Here is a 16,818-nt window from a genome sequence, read left to right on the forward strand (position 1 = left end):
AACTCTGAAACTGTGTTTCTGCGGTGTTTTTCGTGTCCAGAAGCGCAGATCCATGCCGATTTCTGTTCCGTCTGTGCTTCAGGGTATGACAGGGGCTATGTTCAAATCTGTCCGGCGCCGCCCAGAAGACGACCAATAACCCGGGCCGTGTAGTCCACCACCGGGATGATGCGGCCGTAATTGATGCGAGTCGGGCCAATCACGCCGATGGCACCGACGATCCGGTTGGCTTCGTTGCGCGCCGGGGCCACCACCATGGACAGGCCGGAGGCTCCGAACAGGCCGCTCTCGGCGCCGATGAAAATCCGCACACCATCCGAGTTTTCCGCCAGATCGAGCAGCCGCAGAATGGTTTCCTGTGCTTCCAGCTGATCGAACAGCATCTGGATGGCGGCCAGCTGCCCGGCCTGCACGGCATCGGCGAGCAATTTTCCCTGGCCACGCACGATCAGGTTGCCACCGCGTTCCTCGCCGCTCCATGTGGCAAGTCCTGCTTCAACCACCTGCGCCGCCAGCGTATCGAGCTGGGTGCGGTTGGCGGTGATTTCCTCCGTCACCAGACGGCGGAGATCGGCGAGAGGTTTGTTGCTGAGCCGGGCGTTCAGATAATTCGCCGCTTGTTGCAGGGCGGAGGGTGGCAGACCGGGCGGGATTTCCATGACCCGGTTTTCCACCTGTCCCTCGGATGTGACCATGATCACCAGTGCCCGTCCGGTACTGAGGGGCACGAATTCGATATGCCGCAGCGCACCTTCCGATTTTGGCGCCAGCACCAGTCCGGCAGCGGAGGAAAGGCCGGAGAGCAGGGTGGAGGCCTCGGTCAACGTGTCTTCGAGACTGCGCCCGCGGGCTTCCAGCGAGGCGGCAATACTGTTCTGCTCGTCTTCCGAGAGTGCGCCGAACTGGAGCAACCCGTCCACGAACAGCCGCAGGCCGCGATCAGTGGGCAGGCGTCCGGCAGAGGTATGGGGGGCAAACAGCAGCCCGGCATCCGTCAGATCGGCCATCACATTGCGAATGGTCGCAGGGGACAGATTGACAGGCAGACGGCGGGACAGGGTGCGACTGCCGACCGGCTCCCCGGTTTCGACATATTGTTCGACAATCTCGCGCAGGATGGCGGCGGAGCGTGTGTCCAAACCTGCCGGCAGCCCTGCTGGCAGAGGGCTGACCGGAAGGCTGGCCCCCAGAACTTTACCCAGACCTGAACCGCGGGGGGGTGATGAAACAGAACGTGGCATGCATGAAAACCTGATCTGCCATAACGGTAGAAAGCCGGAAGGGGCGGGTCAATGACGACGCATCCTAATCTCTGCATATTTTCAGGATGCTGATCCATGATATGGGGCTGTGGGGTGGGTTTTCATGGTGGGCGGCCTTGTCAGCCTTTCCCTGATCCGGCACTCCACACGACATGAAGCCGGCTCCTGTCGTAGCAGTCTGGTCATGTCCAAAGGATTGCCCCCATGTCTGTCCCCGGCCTTTCTTCAGCACGCCCGTCCGGTCGTGCGGCTGATGCATTGCGTAGCGTCAGTCTGGAAACCGGTTTTGCGCATCATGCCGAAGGCTCTTGCCTGATCAGGATGGGCCGTACCGAAGTTCTGTGCACCGCCAGTGCCGAGCCGCGCATTCCGGGCTTTCTGCGTGGCACCGGCAAAGGGTGGGTGACGGCGGAATATGGCATGCTGCCGCGCGCTACCCATAAGCGTGGAGACCGGGAGGCCGCTCGCGGAAAGCAATCCGGTCGCACGCAGGAAATCCAGCGGCTGATTGGTCGTGCCCTGCGTGCGGTGGTGGATCGGGATGCAATGGGGGAGATGAGCATCACCCTTGATTGTGACGTGCTGAATGCGGATGGAGGGACACGCTGTGCTTCTGTCACCGGCGCGTATGTTGCGCTCAGCCTTGCCTTCCACAAAATGGTAAAGGCTGGCGTACTGAAAGCGGTGCCGCTGCATGGTCAGGTGGCGGCGGTTTCCTGCGGCGTGGTGGGGGGGCAGCCTGTGCTGGACCTCGATTACATTGAAGATTCCGGGGCCGAGGCGGATTCCAACTTTGTGCTGACCGATGCGGGCGGCATCGTTGAAATTCAGGGAACGGCTGAAGGCGCTCCGTTCAGCGAGGCGGATTTCTCTGCGATGCTGGGTCTGGCACGTCAGGGAACGGCACAGCTTTTCACCATGCAGCGTGACGCCATTGTCGCGTTCCTGGCCAGATAATAACCGCCACGAGCAGGCTTGAGCGAGAGAGAGGGATCATGAGCGAGACCCGCAGACTGAACCGGAATGATACACTCATTCTTGCCACGCATAATGCCGGTAAGGTGCGGGAATTCGACAGCCTGCTGAAACCGTGGTCGATCACGCTGGTTTCCGCAGCTTCCCTCAATCTTCCGGAGCCGGAGGAAACCGCCAGCGATTTCGTTGGCAATGCCCGATTGAAAGCGCTGGCTGCGGCGCAGGTCTCGGGGCAGCCAGCGCTGGCGGATGACAGCGGTTTCTGCGTGGCCGCGCTGGAGGGCGATCCCGGTATTTTCTCCGCCCGCTGGGCCGGCCCGGAAAAGGATTTCGCCGCCGCCATGCAGCGGATTCACGATCTGGCTGGTGAGGATGAAGACCGGCGCGCCTGGTTCGTCTGCGTGCTCAGCCTCGCCTGGCCGGACGGGCATACGGACAGTTTTCTGGGCCGGGTTGATGGTGAAAGGGTCTGGCCACCGCGTGGCACACAGGGTTTCGGCTATGATCCGATGTTCATTCCCCGCGGCGGGAACCTGACCTATGGCGAGATCGCGCCTGCCGAAAAAGACGCCGCCAGCCATCGTGCCCGTGCGTTCGAGCAGTTTGCCGCTGCGTGTCTGCCTCTGGCAGAGTCCTGATAGGACGCAGACCGTAATTTTCTACAGCCTCAAAGGACAGGATCATGACCGAAGCCAATGGTCGCCGTGCTGATCATCCTATCGATGAACTTTTTCTGGAACGCTGGTCTCCCCGTGCTTTTACCGGGGAGACCATGCCCCATCACGAACTGCTGACCATTCTGGAAGCCGCCACCTGGGCACCCTCCGGCTATAATGCGCAGCCATGGCGGTTCATCTATGCCCATCGTGATACGCCGCATTTCGAGACGCTGCTGAAGCCGTTGATCCCGTTCAATCAGGGCTGGGCGAAAAATGCGTCGGTGCTGCTCTATGTGGTGTCGCACACCGTGCTGACGCCGCCGGGCAAGGATCAGCCTGTGCCGAATCACAGCCATTCTTTCGATGCCGGTGCGGCCTGGGCGCTCCTGGCCTTGCAGGCGCATCTCAAGGGCTGGGCGACACATGGCATGACCGGCGTGGATTTCGCTGCTGCCGCTGAGGCACTGAACGTTCCCGCGGATTACCGGATCGAAGCGGCGGTGGCGATCGGACGCCGGGCCGATCCCTCCGTGCTGGATGAGGCCGCGCGCGCGCGCGAGGTTCCCAACAGCCGCGAGCCGGTGCAGAGCAAAATCTTCGAAGGCACTTTTCGCTCCGCATGACGGTGGATGCGCCATCCCCCGATGACGGGACAACAGAACCGCTGGCATTGTATATTCACTGGCCGTTCTGCTTGTCCAAATGCCCGTATTGCGACTTCAACAGCCATGTGCGGGATGAGATTCCGCAGGCGCGTTTTGCCGCGGCGTTGCGGGCTGAACTGGCATGGGAGGCATCGCGGCTCGGGCGTCGTCCGCTCGCCTCGGTGTTTTTCGGCGGTGGCACGCCCAGCTTGATGGCACCGGAGACTGTCGCTGCTCTGATTGAAGAGGCCACCCGGTATTTTCCGCCATGCGATGATCTGGAAATCACACTGGAGGCCAATCCGACCAGTGTGGAGGCCGGACGTTTTCGTGCCTTCCGTCAGGCGGGTGTCAATCGCGTATCACTGGGGATTCAGAGCCTGCATGACGAGGCTCTGAAAGGGCTGGGACGGCAGCATGATGCCGGGCAGGCGATGGCTGCGCTGGAACTGGCCCATACGATTTTCCCCCGTCTGTCGTTCGATCTGATCTATGCCCGACCCGGCCAGACTGTGGCGGCGTGGCGACAGGAGTTGCGACAGGCTCTGTCGTTGGCGGGTGATCATCTGTCGCTCTACCAGCTCACCATCGAACCCGGTACAGCCTATGAAGCGTCTTTCCGCCGGGGGGAGATCATACTGCCTTCGGATGAACAGGCGGCAGAACTGTACGAGGTGACCGGAGAAGAAGCGGCACAGTTCGGCATGACGGCCTATGAAGTGTCGAACTATGCCAGATCAGGGGCGGAAAGCCGACATAATCTGGCTTACTGGCGCTATGCCGATTATGCGGGAATCGGGCCGGGGGCCCATGGGCGTGTGAGCCATTCCGGCAGCCTCTTCGCCACCAGACGGCATCGTGCACCGGAGCCATGGGCGGAACTGGTGGAGCGTCAGGGCCATGGTTCGACCCTTGAGGAAGAGGTCGAGCCACAGGAACGCGCACGGGAAATGCTGCTGATGGGGCTGCGGATCACGGATGGTATCGACGAAGCCCGTTTCCGGCAGCGCACCGGCCTGACGCTGGAACAGGCGGTGGATCAGGAGATTTTATCGCTGGCGCTGGACAATGCCTATCTCAGCCGCGAGCATGGCAACCTGAGGGCCTTGCCGGAGGGCAGAGTGCGGTTGAACGCGCTTTTGCAGGCCTTGGTGCTCTGACGCACATCACGGTCAGGTGGCAGTAGGAGGCAGGACGATACTCGCCTCCCCTTCAACCAGCATGCTGCCATCTTCGGCGGTCACAGACAGCGCATAGATCATGCCGCCCGGGCTGTTCAGCAGCATGCGGGCCGAGACATGGAGTGTGCCGAACCGTTCATCATCCAGCCGCGGCACATGCAGGGTCACGGCGCGTAGACCTGCCAGATAACCCGGCCTTGCCGCTGCCCCATCCAGCAAGGCTCCATGCAGGGCGGCAGCCTGAAGCGCATATTCGATGCCGCATACCGCACCGAGCCGTCCGCCTTCCCGCAACGGATTATCCGGCAGAAGATGGGATTGAGACAGGCAGCTTATGGTACTGTCATCCCACGCCACGACACATTGCAACAGGCACATGCTGCCCTGATGCGGAATCAGTGCAGCAATGGCAGCGGGGCTGTCAGGATTGTTGCGTGTTACGGTCATGACAGGCGTATACGCACATGACCGGATAAAAGAGGGGCATGAGCTTCCCCGTGATTACCCCCAGCCAGAAGGCTGAGCAGGCGCAGGGATCGGGCCGCCGGATTCATCTCCGCCAATGCGGCGAGGGCGGGAAGATCGGGAGCGATCAGAGCGGGATCGGCCTCTCCGGCACTGAAATCGACCGACAAACGGCCTGCATCGTCGCCTTGCCCGGCCTCCTGATCCGGGGTCAGTACGAAAGCGGCAGCGAAGGCGCATTCCGTCCGCCGCTTTTCCGCCAGAGGCGAGGCAAGGGGGGCATCATAGAGACAGAGCAGAACAGGCTCTTTTTCTATCCCGGCCTCTACCACCGCCTTGAGCAGTCCCGCACCAAAAGTATGATCGTGGCAGCCGATGCAGTTGGCGGGGGCGCTGGCACCATGGGCGATGGTCCAGTATCCGGCGGGCGCATTGTGAACCGAATTGTGAAACTGTGTCGGTGACAGCTGCACATCCGAGGCATTTTCGGTGGTCGTCAGTGTTTCCAGAATCCCGTGCAGCAACATGCCGTCGCCATTGCCGCTGGCAAAGATGCTGCGCAATGTCTGTGGTTGAAGGCCGCTCTGTGCGACGGCCTGTTCGGCTGCATACAGGGCGAGACGTGCCACCATGCCGGTCCGGCGACGCTCATTGGGTGACAGGATGGAGGGTGGCGGCGGTGGTTCCTGACTGGAGAGGTCCAGGGGAGTTTTGCCGGTCAGCACGCCCTGACTCTGCTCCCAGCCCGGCAGACCCGGTCCCCAGATGGCAACACCCGCGATCCGTACGGAGGGGGGAGAGGACATGGATGGCATGATCAGGGCTGTCCTACCAGCAGGCTGCAATTGATACCGCCGAAGCCGAATGCGTTGATCAGAATACGGCGGGGTGAGGCGACCAGATTCTCGGTCAGCAGCCGGGCAGTAAACGTGGGATCGATCTGTGACACGTTGATGTTGCCCGGTAGAAAACCGTGTTTCAGCGACAGCATGGCCAGTGCCACACCCACCATGCCCGCCGTCCCCAGCGTGTGACCCATCCAGCCTTTGGAGGAGCCGCAGGGCGTCTGCGTGCCGAATATCTCGGTGATGGCACGGTCCTCCATCGCATCGTTCTGCCTTGTGCCGGTGCCATGGAGCGCCACGAAATCAATGGCATCCGGAGAAAGTCCGGCACTGCGCAACGCACCACGCATTGCATCCGTGGCCCCCCGTCCTTCCGGATGAGGTGCGGACATATGATGACCGTCACTGCTGGCGCCATGACCCAGTAGCATGGCGGGGGCTTCGTCGCGTTCCAGCAGGGCGAACCCGGCAGCCTCGCCGATGGAAATACCGCGCCGTCCGGCATCGCCGGGCTGGGTGGCATCGGGGGAAATCAGTTCCAGCGCCGCGAAGCCGCGCAGGGTCATCCGGCACAGCGTATCTGCACCCCCCACCACCGCGGCATCGCACAACCCGCTGGCAATCAGTTGCTGGGCATCGGCAAAAGCCTTGGCGGCAGAGGCGCAGGCAGTCGAAATCACGAAAGCCGGGCCCTCCAGCTGCAACCGCGCCTGCACGAAGCGGGCAAGTGCAAACAGATCGTGTGTGTTTTCGACATCCAGATCATCGGGGAGTTTTTCTCCCGGCGCGCGGCAGCGATAGGCTTCCTCGCTGGTCAGGATGCCCGATGTGCTGGTGCCAAGCACGACGGCGATCCGCTCCGCGCCATAACGGGCACGCGCGCGGGCGACATGGTCCGAAAATCCGTCACTGTGCAGGGCCATATCGGCCAGACGGTGGTTGCGGCAGTCGAACCGGGCCAATGCGGATGGAAGGCTGTATTCCTCCAGCCCCTCCACACGTCCGATCCATCCCTCGGTGATGCCGAACATGTCACAGCGTCGTAATCCGCTCTGTCTGGTAAGCAGAGCCTGCAAGGTCGTTTGTTCGTCCCGCCCGATCGCGCTGACAAGGCTGGTTGCGGTAATCCCGAGCGGTTGCATCGTGGCTGTGTCATCCATTCGCGGACGGGGGGGAAATGGCAGGTGAACCCGTATCTTGCGGACGGGCCATGAAGAAGGCCAGCACAAGTGCGCAGAAAGTGCCACTGGCGACGGTCAGGCCGATACTGGCCAGCAGCGGAGTCTGGCATGTGGCCAGAAGTCCGAAGCTCAGCAAGGTCATGCCGTTGCAGACCAGCAGGGTACGGAGGGTGCGCACACGCTCCTCCAGATCCAGCGGGACTCCATTGTCTCCCCGTCGCGTCAGGAACAGCGCATAATCCAGAGAGATGCCGATCATGAGCTGAATGGCTGTTACGTGGAACAGAGAGATCGAGACCCCGGCAAGTTTCAGCAGTGCCAGAGTGACGCAGAGAGCCGCGCCGATCGGGATCAGAACGGCCAGCAACCGTTTCGGTTGCCGCAACCCGGCCGCCAGAGCGAACAGCGCCAGCAAGGCGCCTGCGCCAAGCCAGCGAAAGGCCTGACCCGTAAAGCGGTTCACCAGCCCGTTGGTGGCTTCCCGGATATCGATGACTTGTGCCGGCCCTGTGCCGGACTGGTCCAGCAGGCTCTGGAACGTATCCGCGTCAGTCAGACCGGTCAGAGAGGCGATACCATACCAGCTGCCACCGCGCTGAAACAGCATGGGAGCCAGACGTGCCCGCAACAGGGGGCTGGGTAAGGCGTGCAGGGGGGAAGCCATCCGCTGCTGCTGCGCATTTTTCAAAAACGGATCGAAGGCTCCGTTTGCGAAGGGCAGGCCTGCCATGGCAGCCATGACCCGGTCATGCAGCTCTGGCGCGGGTGGAAGAGCGGCCTGATGTTGGCGCTGGCTCGCTTCACTGGGAAGCAGATCGGCAGGACCGAGCGAGGAGGTGATCAGGCCGCGCTGTCGCATCTGGTGCAGAAACGGGGTCAGACGCTCGGCATGGCGTAGAACATCTTCCTGGCTGGTGCCGCTGAATACCAGCAGGACGCTGGCATCCGGTGCGCCGATCTGGCGGCGCAGGGTTTCATCCAGCGTCATCTGGCTCGCCGGTACCGGACTCAGATGAGCCAGATCGCGTTCCAGCGGCGGCAAACCGGTGATGACCAGATAGGCAATGGCGAGAACGGGAACCAGGAGTGCCAGAGGCCGAAAACGGTGCAGCCGCTCCAGCCTGATCATCCATGCAGGCGCAGCGCTGTTCCGCCCGGGCGTCTTCAGCAGGGCAGGTGCCAGATCGGCCGAGCGGACGACAGGGGGCAGCACGAGGAAAGTGGCCAGTCCTGCCCCCAGCAGCCCCATCACCGAAAACAATCCCAGCTGCGCCAGAGCGGGGAAGCTGGAAAAGACCATCCCGATCAGCCCCAGCGAGGCTGCGATCATGGTCAGGCCCAGCGTCATGCCGATTCTCCGCCGTGTTGCACGTACAGGCTCGCCGGGACGACGGTGGCCGATCCACAGCACCGGATAATCCAGTGTGACACCCAGCATGGTGAGGCCGAAACCCAGCGTGACACCATGCACGCTGCCGTTCCAGAGCTGGATCGTGACCGCTGCCAGCGCAATCCCGAGCATGGGTGGAATCAGCATGGCCACCAGTACGGCAGGTGAGCGGAAGCGCCATAGCAGAAGGCCCAGAATCAGCACGCCGGAAAGAATGGCGATGCGGTGAATATCGGCCTTGACGATGCTGGAAGCCTGTTCTGCAAAAATCGCCGGGCCGGTCAGATGCAGGGAAAAGGCGTCCTGATCGGTTGGACTGACGGTACGACGGGCTTCTTCAAAGGAAGAGCGCAACAGGGAGAGGGCAACCTGTTGTTCCTCGATGCTCGAACCGGCATGAAGCCGGGTCAGCAGAAGGGCACGTGGTTGCTGATCCGGTTGTTCCGGCGCAAACCACACGCCATCCACTGTGCGTGGACCGCTGAACCCGCCTTCCAGCCATTGTGCGGCTATCGCGCCGAATGCACCGGTCGGATCGGCAAAACCATAGCGGGCTACGACCGGTGAGGCCGCTCCTGACAAACCGGTCAGCAAGGCCTCGAAATGATGATGCAGGGCGTCGGTGGTAAATTGCTCCGGCGTGACGGCGTCAGAGAGAAGATAGCGGTCCGCAAAAAGCTTTTCCGCTTCCTGATCCATGCCCGCACTGCTGTTCATGACGAGGCTGAACAGGCTGTGTCCTCGCAAGCGTGCAGCCATGCTCTGGCTGATTTTTACGAGAGCAGGCGTGGAGGGGCCGTCTATTCCGGCCAGAAGCAGGGTGGCTGCCTCTCCCTCCCGCACTTCCCGTAACAGGAAGCGGGACGCAGGGTCTGTACCGGGAGGCAGGAAATCGGTGATGTCGGTGCGGATACGGATCTGTGTCAGCACCAGACCCAGACAGACAGCGCAGAGAAGAAAAACGGCCAGAAGTCGTTTCATGGAACTGCGCGTGTCACGAGAGCAAATAATCCTGTTGCCGCATAGTCTTTGGTAGGAGCGGATGCTTCGTCCGGTCAAGCCGGACGAAGACAACGCACAGGATCGGTCAGTAGACCAAAGGCAGAGTCACGATGTTGTGACATGCCCGGCAAGATCCTCACCGGCTTCTACAGGACCGAATTCGCCATTCAGGGCCGCTGTCAGCTGGTTCTTGTCCAGCTTGCCTTCCCATCGCGCAACAACGATTGCAGCGACGGCATTACCGATCAGGTTGGTAAGCGCTCGGCATTCCGACATGAAACGGTCTACGCCGAAAATCAGCCCGATTCCTGCAACGGGAATGCTGGGAATCACTGACAGGGTGGCAGCCAGAGTGACGAACCCGGCCCCGGTTACTCCGGCAGCGCCTTTGGAACTGAGCATGGCAACGGCCAGTAACAGGGCCTGATCACCCCATGACAGCGGAATGTTCAGGGCCTGTGCAATGAACAGCGCTGCAATGGTCATATAGATGTTGGTACCATCAAGATTGAAAGAATATCCAGTCGGAATCACCAGACCGACCACGGTTTTCTCGCAGCCTGCGGCCTCCATCTTGGCCATAAGTCCGGGCAGAGCAGGTTCGGAGGAGCTGGTGCCGAGAACGAGAAGAAGCTCTTCCTTGATGTAGCGAATCAGCTTGAGGATGGAAAATCCGTTATATCGTGCGACACTCCCCAGTACGATCAGCACGAACAGGATGGCGGTGATGTAGAATGTTCCCACCAGCATCGCCAGATTGAGGATGGATCGGATGCCGAATGTGCCAACCGTGTAGGCCATGGCTCCGAATGCACCGAGCGGTGCTGCGCGCATCAGGATGGCGACCAGCCTGAAGATACTGGCAGAAAGCGATTCCAGAACTTTCAGCAGGGGAGTACCTGCTTCACCGACCGATGCCAGTGCAATCCCGAACAGAACGGAAAAAAACAGCACTTGAAGGATGTCGCCGCTTGCAAGCGCGCTGACAGGTGTGGCCGGAATGATGTTCAGCAGAAAGCCGATCAGGCTGGTATCGTGCGCTCTTTGCACATAGGTCTGCACAAGTGAGGATGAAAGCTTGGCCGGATCAGCATGCATGCTGGCACCAGGCTGCACGATGTTGACAACGACCAGACCGACGACCAATGCAAGCGTTGAAAAGCACAGAAAGTAGATCATCGCCTTGCCGATGACCCGGCCAACGGTTTTCATGTCGCGCATGCCGGCAATGCCGGTCACAACCGTCAGAAAAATCACCGGTGCGATGATCATCTTGACCAGCTTGATGAAAGCATCACCCAGCGGTCCAAAAGATTTCGCAACATCCGGAGCGAAATAACCCAGCAGGATACTGAGAGCCATGGCAATCAGTACCTGTACATACAGATGCTGATACCATTTATGTGGTCGGCGAGGCTGTGGTACCTGTGAAACCGGGGCCATGGCCATTGTCTTGTATTCCCCCTTTGTCCCGCATCAGGTTGCGGGTTATAAGGGTGCCATATGCCTTTTTCGTTTCGTTATAAAGTCATAATCCAGGACCAGTCCGGATTGATGCAGTAAAGTCTGTCAGCAAAAAAGATTAATCGGGTGTGATCTGCATGATACTGCGATCCCCATTGGCCTGCACGGTATCGGTCTGGCGCAGTTTGTTACCGATGCCATCCATACGGACGATGCTCACAAATCCCGAAATATGACCGTCGATCGGTTTCAGGATAAGACGCCATGCATCACCTCCCAATGATTCATAGGCAATCTGGTAATGCTTTTCCAGCGTTGCCAGATTGCCGGAAAGCGCACCGCGGACAGTATCCACCAAGGCGCCAAGTGCAGGCTGGGTGGTCAGATCAATAGTGTGAGGTGGTTCGGGCGGATGGATCAGAACCAGCGTATCCCCTGTCACACGCAGCGTCTCTGGGGAGGGAGAGATAATCGTTTTCTCCAGCCGGTCAGGCCGTTGATAGAATAGGCTTCCTTCCGAAATAATCGGTTTGGTCAGTTGGGAAAGCGTCTTTTCTTCCCTGAAATGTGCATGGGATGTCTCGACCTGCGCCAGCCGGGCCATCAACTGATGCAGCGGATCAGATGGCTGGCTGGCGGGGGGAGGGGAAGCGGGTTTCAGGTCTGCGGCTATCGCCTGAAAGGCTGGAACGCTGCCCAATAGGGACAACGCAATCAGGCTGGCAATCCGGCTGATTGAGAGTGTTTTCACCAGTGCCTTCATCCGTGTGCCAGAAATCATAGAAATTGAACCAGTTGTAAGGATAGGCCCGCGCATGGTGTTCCAGCCGGGCGGTGAAAGCCTGCAGCCATTCCTGCACGGCACCGAGACGATTCTGTCTGGGCAAGGTGATGCGGTCGGCGAAGGGTTCGATGATGATGGTATAGTGGCGTGGCCCGGTCTTCAGCCCGAAACACAGCAGGACTGGCGCTGCCGTAACGGCGGCCAACAGAAGCGGGCCTGCCGGAAAATGGGCGGTCTTGCCGAGGAAGGGCACACCGAGCATGCGTTGCGGCATGTGGGAACGGTCGGCCAGCAGCCCGATCAGTTCTCCCCGGCCAAGCGCTTCCTGCACGTCCAGTGCCGTACTGGCCCGCCCGATATCGATAATGTCCCGCGTAGCCTGAGGATTGAGACTGTCCAGTGCAGCCGACAGACCGCCCGTATGCTCCCGCCACATCAGCGGCCTGACCCGAACCGGGCAGTTTTCCAGCGTAATCAGTGCGCGCAGGCTTTCAAAGCTGCCAAGATGGGCACCAAATAACAATGCACCCTGACCGGTTCTGGCATGATGGTGCAGAAGATCCAGACCATGCACAGTAATTTTGTAGCTGCTGATCCGGCCGGACAGCAAAAAAACGCGGTCCAGAATCACGGAGGCAAAGCAGTAGAAATGCCGATACAGATCGCGCAAGGTCGCGGGCCGGTTGAGCGCTCGCTGTAAAAACTCTCTGCTGGCGTGACGTGCCCCTGTGCGGGTGATCAGATACCATCCTGCTACCACAGGCATGATCAGGAATCTGATCAGCCAGTCCACTCGCAAGGTCAGACGGATCAGGAGCGCAGGCAGAAATTGTCCACCGCCTTCCTTCACTCTGGTCCAGTAAATGCTCATCGATTCAGTGGATCGTGCTGGCAGGTGAAGCCATGAGTGCTTCACGTGAAACAATCCACAAGGACGTCATCCTGCCAGCAAGGCCGATCTGGAGGTGGCGGGGAAAAAGGTTAGACATGACCCATCCCCTCCTGCGGGGGCGTCGGGTGCATGGCCTGGACCCTGGCCTTCAGTGATACTCCGCTTTCGGTTGAGAGGATGATGGTGCTCTCTCCGTTCGTGGCTGCTTGAGTGGAGATATCGACTCTATCCCCCGGCAGAACGGGCATGGAAAAACGGGCGGAGGCGATATGAACCGGAGCCTGATCCATTTTCAGGAATCGCAGGGCGTGATCCAGCAGCAGAACACCCGGCAGCAATGGCCTGCCCGGAAAATGCCCGGCCAAAGCAGGATGATCCCGTGTGACCTCAAAACTGGGCTGAGGTGGGATGGCAGCATGCTGATCGTCTGTAACACCGTCATTCATGCCGTGATCTTTAAAAAGCAATTGTGTTCATACGATGGAGCATGTCCTCTATCGCGTTGCGCGGCAGTTTACCAAGCGCATTACGAGGCAATGCCTCGACTTTAACCACGCGGCGCGGCAGGAAGGCAGGGTCGATCCGGGCACGGAGCCCCTCCATAATAGTGGTAACCGAACAGCCTGGCGCAACCACCAACGCGATCAGCTTTGCTTCCGGATTGTTCGCGTCGTCTGCTTTGTGGAAGGGGAGATAGAAAGTGCCATCTTCTACCCCCGGAAGCTCCGACAGAATATGGCTCAGCCCGGCCAGAGAGGCGCGCTTGCCACCGCGTTTGATCATATCTGCCTGACGGCCGAGCAACCGGAAGGAGCGGTCCGGCAGAAGGGCAACAATATCCGCAAGCCTTGTATCCGGGCAGAAAGGAGCCTGCGCAACGGGCTGATCAATTTCGATCCCGTCCTGACCAGCCCCACTCCCGCCGGCGGCTTCAAGGCTTACCCCATCCAGTAGATGCCACTTGTCTTCAGCAACCGTCCGGCGGGTGGCGAATGAGCCGATTTCGGTAGCGCCGTAGATTTCATGCACCTCTGTGCCAAAACGTGCCTCAAACCCGGAGGCCAGGGGCGGGGACAGGGGGGCGGTGGCTGAAATGGTGCGCAACAAAGGCGGCGCTGGCAGAGCCGCATCCTGCATCGCCCGCATATGCAGCGGTGTGCATACCAGCATACGCGGGGCCGGAATCCGTTCCAGCGCATGGGTTATATCGGCCGGATAAAAAGCCGGGCCACACCATATCGCCGCTTTGGTATGCAGGGGCAGCAGGATGGACAGCTCAAACCCGTACATATGCTGGGAAGGAACAGGCGCCACGATGTGGCAAGGCGCGTCAGTTTCTGTCGGCAGGGCAAAGCGAGTGCCGATGGCCCTGCTGCGCTCCACCAGAGCGCGCCATCGTTTGGTATGGGCCACCGGGTTGCCTGTTGATCCGGAGGTGAAAGCAATGGCGGCAATCCGGTCATCGGGAATGTCGTGGGGCGGGCGGCTCCAGACGGAAGCACCGCTCATGTCCCATATCACGAAAGTCCATCCCTGTTGCCGTGCAAGATCAATGAGGTCGGTATCTGATGATGACAGCAGCAGGGCTGTTCCCGGATAGGACTGAATCAGGTGTTCAAGCCCGTGCAGGGTGCGCTCGGCCGTCATCAGCGCAGGAATGCCCATAATCTGTGCAGCCGCAAAACCTGTGGCGACCGCCAGCCGATTCCTGGAGGGCAGGGCCAGAAACCGGCATGCCGGTAACTGCCGTGTCAGCAGATCGGCTTCTCCCAGAAACATTGCGACTGTGATCGCCCCATTCGGGACGGCCCCATCCGGCGTCAGAAAAAGCGTCTCGTGAGGCTGCCGGTCGGTCAGAGCCGTGCTGGCCGGTGCGCGCCGGGTTACCGATAGAGCATGAGTCGTAAGCAAAATATATCCTGACAGGAAGAAGCATAAAACACGACCGGAGCCGTCCGGTTAAATATCAGGTCAGGCCGGAGAGTAACATTTGATTTTTTGTCATTCTTAATCTTTCATTCCCGGTCAAACAGATATTTCATGATCCCATCATGAATGCTACGGGCGAGGCGTGATACGTTCGAAAGCCAACAGGCTGCTTCCGGCTCGTTCCTTGACCGCTCTGATTCTTGGCAGACCGGATCATCCCGTCACGTTCAGTGTCGATCTGGAAGATCATGGGGGTGGGCTGGATCGCCTTGCAGGGAATGCAAGCCGTCTGCTTGATTGGCTGGCATCCAACCATGTGCGGGCAACGATTTTCACCGTGGGGGAGTTGGGACGCACCGCCCCGGCGATCATCCGGCGCTTTGCTGAAGCAGGTCACGAAATCGCTTGCCATGGAGAGGTGCATGAGCGGCTGGAACAGCTATCCCCGGCGCAATTGCGCACAGGCCTGATCGCGGCGCGTCAGCGGCTGAGCGATCTTTCCGGCCAGTCTGTCGAGGGTTTTCGTGCGCCCGAATTCTCCTTGACGCCGCTGACGCCATGGGTACCGAATGTTCTGGCAGAGGCCGGGTATCTCTGGTCCTCCTCTGTCATGCCGACCCGGCTGAGGGGAGGGAAGGCCCCGATTGGCTGGGCCGGACTGCCGGCTCGGCCATTTCTATGGCCCTCCGGCGTGCTGGAAATCCCGGTCCCGCTGCTTCGCATTGGCCCTTTCCATGTGCCTTTCATGGGGGGGATGTGGCTGCGTTATCTGCCTTTGCCCTTGCTGCGTCTGGCTGTAAAGCGGATGGGGGGGCAGCCGTCATGGGCCTACTGTCACCCTTACGACATTGATACCAAAGAAAAATTTTCACTTTTACCTGGCCGTTCCTGTGTAGCCAGTATGGCGATGTGGGCCAATCGTGGTCGTATGGTCGAAAGAATGACGATTCTGGCAGCCAATCCTGCTCCCTGTTTTGGGGAAAGGGTGCCGCTCTGGCGGCAACAGGCCGTCACGATACAGAAACAATAGGCGGGTGGGCCAATGTCGGCTGGTTGTGGCCAGCGGAAATCAGGCTGTTTTTCAAGGAAAACGGGGCAGCATCCCGGAATTGAGATTGCGTTGATGCTGCGAATGCAGTAACTGCCCCTTTCTTGCGAATAATTCGCAACCGGAGAGACCGATGAGCATTCGTAGCAATCGGCTGGCAAGTGTGCATGGCGCGCTGACGGCTGTGTTTCTGACAGCGACGTCTTTTTCGCTGGGGGCTGGTATTTTTTGGCCGGGCATTGTCTCCGCCCAGACGGCTTCATCACAAACTGCTCCGGCACCAGCATCAGCACCGGCGGCGCCCGCTCCGGTTGGAACGTCGGCAGGAAGCTTCGCACCTACACCGGATGCGGCGTCTACCGCTGCTCCGAAAATCACCGAGGCTGCTGTGGATGCCGATCTGCCGCATGATTTATCGGTTCAGGCGATGTTCCATAATGCCGATCTGGTCGTGAAAGCGGTGATGCTGGGTCTGGTTGCGGCCTCCATCCTGACCTGGACCATTCTGCTGGCGAAGGGGATCGAGATTGCCGGTGCCCGCCGCTCCCTGCGTCGTGATCTGAGCGAGGCCATGGCTGAGCGTTCTCTGGCTACTCTTCAGGCCCGCCAGCATGGGCGCGGTATGAGTCCGGGCGTGGCTATGGTCAATGCGGCGGCAGAGGAAATCATCGCCTCAGGTGATCGGACCGGTGGCATTCAGGAGCGTGTCGTCTCCCGCCTGCGCCGTCTGGAGGCCGCTTATGGCCGCCGTATCGGGCGTGGTACCGGCTTTCTGGCGACCATTGGCGCGACCTCTCCCTTTATCGGTCTGTTCGGAACGGTGTGGGGCATCATGAACAGCTTCATCGGTATTTCCCAGTCCCATACCACCAATCTGGCGGTGGTGGCCCCCGGCATTGCGGAAGCGCTTCTGGCGACCGCCACTGGTCTGGTGGCGGCCATTCCCGCGGTGGTCATCTATAACAGCTTTGCCCGTATCACCGGTGGCTATCGCGCGCAGCTGACCGATCTGACGGCGGCGGTCACCCGCATTGTCTCCAGGGATCTGGATGGCCAGCGTTCCCTGCGCCACGCCGCCGAGTAATCTGTTTCAAGCG

16 protein-coding genes are annotated in these 16,818 nt (G+C 60.2%); 6 read left to right on the plus strand and 10 right to left on the minus strand.

Annotated elements, in window-relative coordinates; all coding sequences use genetic code 11:
- Window positions 1-101 precede the first annotated feature (101 nt).
- Window positions 102-1,241 carry a heat-inducible transcriptional repressor HrcA gene (hrcA, locus tag GBCGDNIH1_RS03825; protein WP_011630732.1) on the minus strand — a complete coding sequence of 380 codons (1,140 nt, stop codon included), beginning with the start codon at window positions 1,239-1,241 and terminating at the stop codon, window positions 102-104.
- Window positions 1,242-1,466: 225 nt separating this feature from the next.
- Between hrcA and rph the strand changes: the two genes are divergently transcribed.
- Genes rph through hemW form a run of 4 tightly spaced genes read left to right on the plus strand, consistent with a single transcriptional unit; the run spans window position 1,467 to window position 4,700 of the window.
- A complete protein-coding gene (gene rph / locus GBCGDNIH1_RS03865) occupies window positions 1,467-2,219 on the plus strand; it encodes a ribonuclease PH (protein WP_011630733.1) in 753 nt (250 codons plus the stop codon).
- 38 nt (window positions 2,220-2,257) lie between these two features.
- Window positions 2,258-2,875, plus strand: coding sequence for an RdgB/HAM1 family non-canonical purine NTP pyrophosphatase (gene rdgB, locus GBCGDNIH1_RS03890; protein WP_011630734.1), 618 nt, complete (start codon window positions 2,258-2,260; stop codon window positions 2,873-2,875).
- 44 nt (window positions 2,876-2,919) lie between these two features.
- Complete coding sequence (locus GBCGDNIH1_RS04025; RefSeq protein ID WP_011630735.1) at window positions 2,920-3,519, plus strand: nitroreductase family protein; 600 nt, start codon at window positions 2,920-2,922, stop codon at window positions 3,517-3,519.
- A complete protein-coding gene (gene hemW, locus GBCGDNIH1_RS04160) occupies window positions 3,516-4,700 on the plus strand; it encodes a radical SAM family heme chaperone HemW (protein WP_011630736.1) in 1,185 nt (394 codons plus the stop codon). Before GBCGDNIH1_RS04025 ends, hemW begins: the two co-directional genes overlap by 4 nt.
- 12 nt (window positions 4,701-4,712) lie before the next feature.
- Here the strand turns inward: hemW and GBCGDNIH1_RS04590 are convergent, their stop codons facing one another.
- From GBCGDNIH1_RS04590 to GBCGDNIH1_RS05555, 9 genes are all read right to left on the minus strand, one after another.
- The gene (locus GBCGDNIH1_RS04590; RefSeq protein ID WP_011630737.1) at window positions 4,713-5,168 is read right to left on the minus strand and encodes a 3-oxoacyl-ACP reductase; all 456 of its coding nucleotides are present in this window, start codon (window positions 5,166-5,168) and stop codon (window positions 4,713-4,715) included.
- The gene (locus GBCGDNIH1_RS04705; RefSeq protein ID WP_025317946.1) at window positions 5,165-5,992 is read right to left on the minus strand and encodes a beta-ketoacyl synthase chain length factor; all 828 of its coding nucleotides are present in this window, start codon (window positions 5,990-5,992) and stop codon (window positions 5,165-5,167) included. Before GBCGDNIH1_RS04705 ends, GBCGDNIH1_RS04590 begins: the two co-directional genes overlap by 4 nt.
- An 11-nt stretch (window positions 5,993-6,003) precedes the next feature.
- Window positions 6,004-7,173, minus strand: a complete 1,170-nt coding sequence (locus GBCGDNIH1_RS04710) for a beta-ketoacyl-[acyl-carrier-protein] synthase family protein (RefSeq protein WP_025317947.1) — start codon at window positions 7,171-7,173, stop codon at window positions 6,004-6,006.
- Window positions 7,174-7,183: 10 nt separating this feature from the next.
- Window positions 7,184-9,583 (minus strand): MMPL family transporter, encoded by a 2,400-nt coding sequence (locus tag GBCGDNIH1_RS04725; RefSeq protein WP_025317948.1) that lies wholly within the window; start codon window positions 9,581-9,583, stop codon window positions 7,184-7,186.
- Window positions 9,584-9,709: 126 nt separating this feature from the next.
- On the minus strand, window positions 9,710-11,047 hold the full coding sequence (locus GBCGDNIH1_RS05210) for a dicarboxylate/amino acid:cation symporter (protein ID WP_172823006.1): 1,338 nt from the start codon (window positions 11,045-11,047) through the stop codon (window positions 9,710-9,712).
- A gap of 139 nt (window positions 11,048-11,186) precedes the next feature.
- Window positions 11,187-11,672: a LolA family protein gene (locus GBCGDNIH1_RS05265; RefSeq protein WP_050748365.1), complete on the minus strand. Its 486-nt coding sequence runs from the start codon at window positions 11,670-11,672 to the stop codon at window positions 11,187-11,189.
- A gap of 16 nt (window positions 11,673-11,688) precedes the next feature.
- Complete coding sequence (locus GBCGDNIH1_RS05435) at window positions 11,689-12,723, minus strand: hypothetical protein (RefSeq protein ID WP_025317950.1); 1,035 nt, start codon at window positions 12,721-12,723, stop codon at window positions 11,689-11,691.
- A 110-nt stretch (window positions 12,724-12,833) separates the two neighbouring features.
- Window positions 12,834-13,190 carry a hypothetical protein gene (locus GBCGDNIH1_RS05475; RefSeq protein ID WP_050748366.1) on the minus strand — a complete coding sequence of 119 codons (357 nt, stop codon included), beginning with the start codon at window positions 13,188-13,190 and terminating at the stop codon, window positions 12,834-12,836.
- A 10-nt stretch (window positions 13,191-13,200) separates the two neighbouring features.
- Window positions 13,201-14,655: an AMP-binding protein gene (locus tag GBCGDNIH1_RS05555; RefSeq protein WP_011630745.1), complete on the minus strand. Its 1,455-nt coding sequence runs from the start codon at window positions 14,653-14,655 to the stop codon at window positions 13,201-13,203.
- 202 nt (window positions 14,656-14,857) lie between these two features.
- On the opposite strand from GBCGDNIH1_RS05555, the gene GBCGDNIH1_RS05850 reads away from it, so the two are divergent.
- Complete coding sequence (locus tag GBCGDNIH1_RS05850; RefSeq protein ID WP_162288464.1) at window positions 14,858-15,703, plus strand: polysaccharide deacetylase family protein; 846 nt, start codon at window positions 14,858-14,860, stop codon at window positions 15,701-15,703.
- Between the two features lie 151 nt (window positions 15,704-15,854).
- Window positions 15,855-16,805 (plus strand): tonB-system energizer ExbB, encoded by a 951-nt coding sequence (gene exbB / locus GBCGDNIH1_RS05855; protein ID WP_011630747.1) that lies wholly within the window; start codon window positions 15,855-15,857, stop codon window positions 16,803-16,805.
- Window positions 16,806-16,818 lie beyond the last annotated feature (13 nt).

The organism is Granulibacter bethesdensis CGDNIH1 (assembly GCF_000014285.2).
Taxonomy (GTDB): Bacteria; Pseudomonadota; Alphaproteobacteria; order Acetobacterales; family Acetobacteraceae; genus Granulibacter; species Granulibacter bethesdensis.

What these genes read in the sequence shown, in the direction of transcription:
- GBCGDNIH1_RS04590 (WP_011630737.1), bottom strand. Translation starts at nt 5,168, where the DNA reads ATGACCGTAACACGCAACAATCCTGACAGCCCCGCTGCCATTGCTGCA.
- exbB (WP_011630747.1), top strand. Translation starts at nt 15,855, where the DNA reads ATGAGCATTCGTAGCAATCGGCTGGCAAGTGTGCATGGCGCGCTGACG.
- GBCGDNIH1_RS04710 (WP_025317947.1), bottom strand. Translation starts at nt 7,173, where the DNA reads ATGCAACCGCTCGGGATTACCGCAACCAGCCTTGTCAGCGCGATCGGG.
- GBCGDNIH1_RS05435 (WP_025317950.1), bottom strand. Translation starts at nt 12,723, where the DNA reads ATGAGCATTTACTGGACCAGAGTGAAGGAAGGCGGTGGACAATTTCTG.
- GBCGDNIH1_RS05210 (WP_172823006.1), bottom strand. Translation starts at nt 11,047, where the DNA reads ATGGCCCCGGTTTCACAGGTACCACAGCCTCGCCGACCACATAAATGG.
- rdgB (WP_011630734.1), top strand. Translation starts at nt 2,258, where the DNA reads ATGAGCGAGACCCGCAGACTGAACCGGAATGATACACTCATTCTTGCC.
- rph (WP_011630733.1), top strand. Translation starts at nt 1,467, where the DNA reads ATGTCTGTCCCCGGCCTTTCTTCAGCACGCCCGTCCGGTCGTGCGGCT.
- GBCGDNIH1_RS05265 (WP_050748365.1), bottom strand. Translation starts at nt 11,672, where the DNA reads ATGGCCCGGCTGGCGCAGGTCGAGACATCCCATGCACATTTCAGGGAA.
- hemW (WP_011630736.1), top strand. Translation starts at nt 3,516, where the DNA reads ATGACGGTGGATGCGCCATCCCCCGATGACGGGACAACAGAACCGCTG.
- GBCGDNIH1_RS05475 (WP_050748366.1), bottom strand. Translation starts at nt 13,190, where the DNA reads ATGAATGACGGTGTTACAGACGATCAGCATGCTGCCATCCCACCTCAG.
- GBCGDNIH1_RS04705 (WP_025317946.1), bottom strand. Translation starts at nt 5,992, where the DNA reads ATGTCCTCTCCCCCCTCCGTACGGATCGCGGGTGTTGCCATCTGGGGA.
- GBCGDNIH1_RS04025 (WP_011630735.1), top strand. Translation starts at nt 2,920, where the DNA reads ATGACCGAAGCCAATGGTCGCCGTGCTGATCATCCTATCGATGAACTT.
- hrcA (WP_011630732.1), bottom strand. Translation starts at nt 1,241, where the DNA reads ATGCCACGTTCTGTTTCATCACCCCCCCGCGGTTCAGGTCTGGGTAAA.
- GBCGDNIH1_RS04725 (WP_025317948.1), bottom strand. Translation starts at nt 9,583, where the DNA reads ATGAAACGACTTCTGGCCGTTTTTCTTCTCTGCGCTGTCTGTCTGGGT.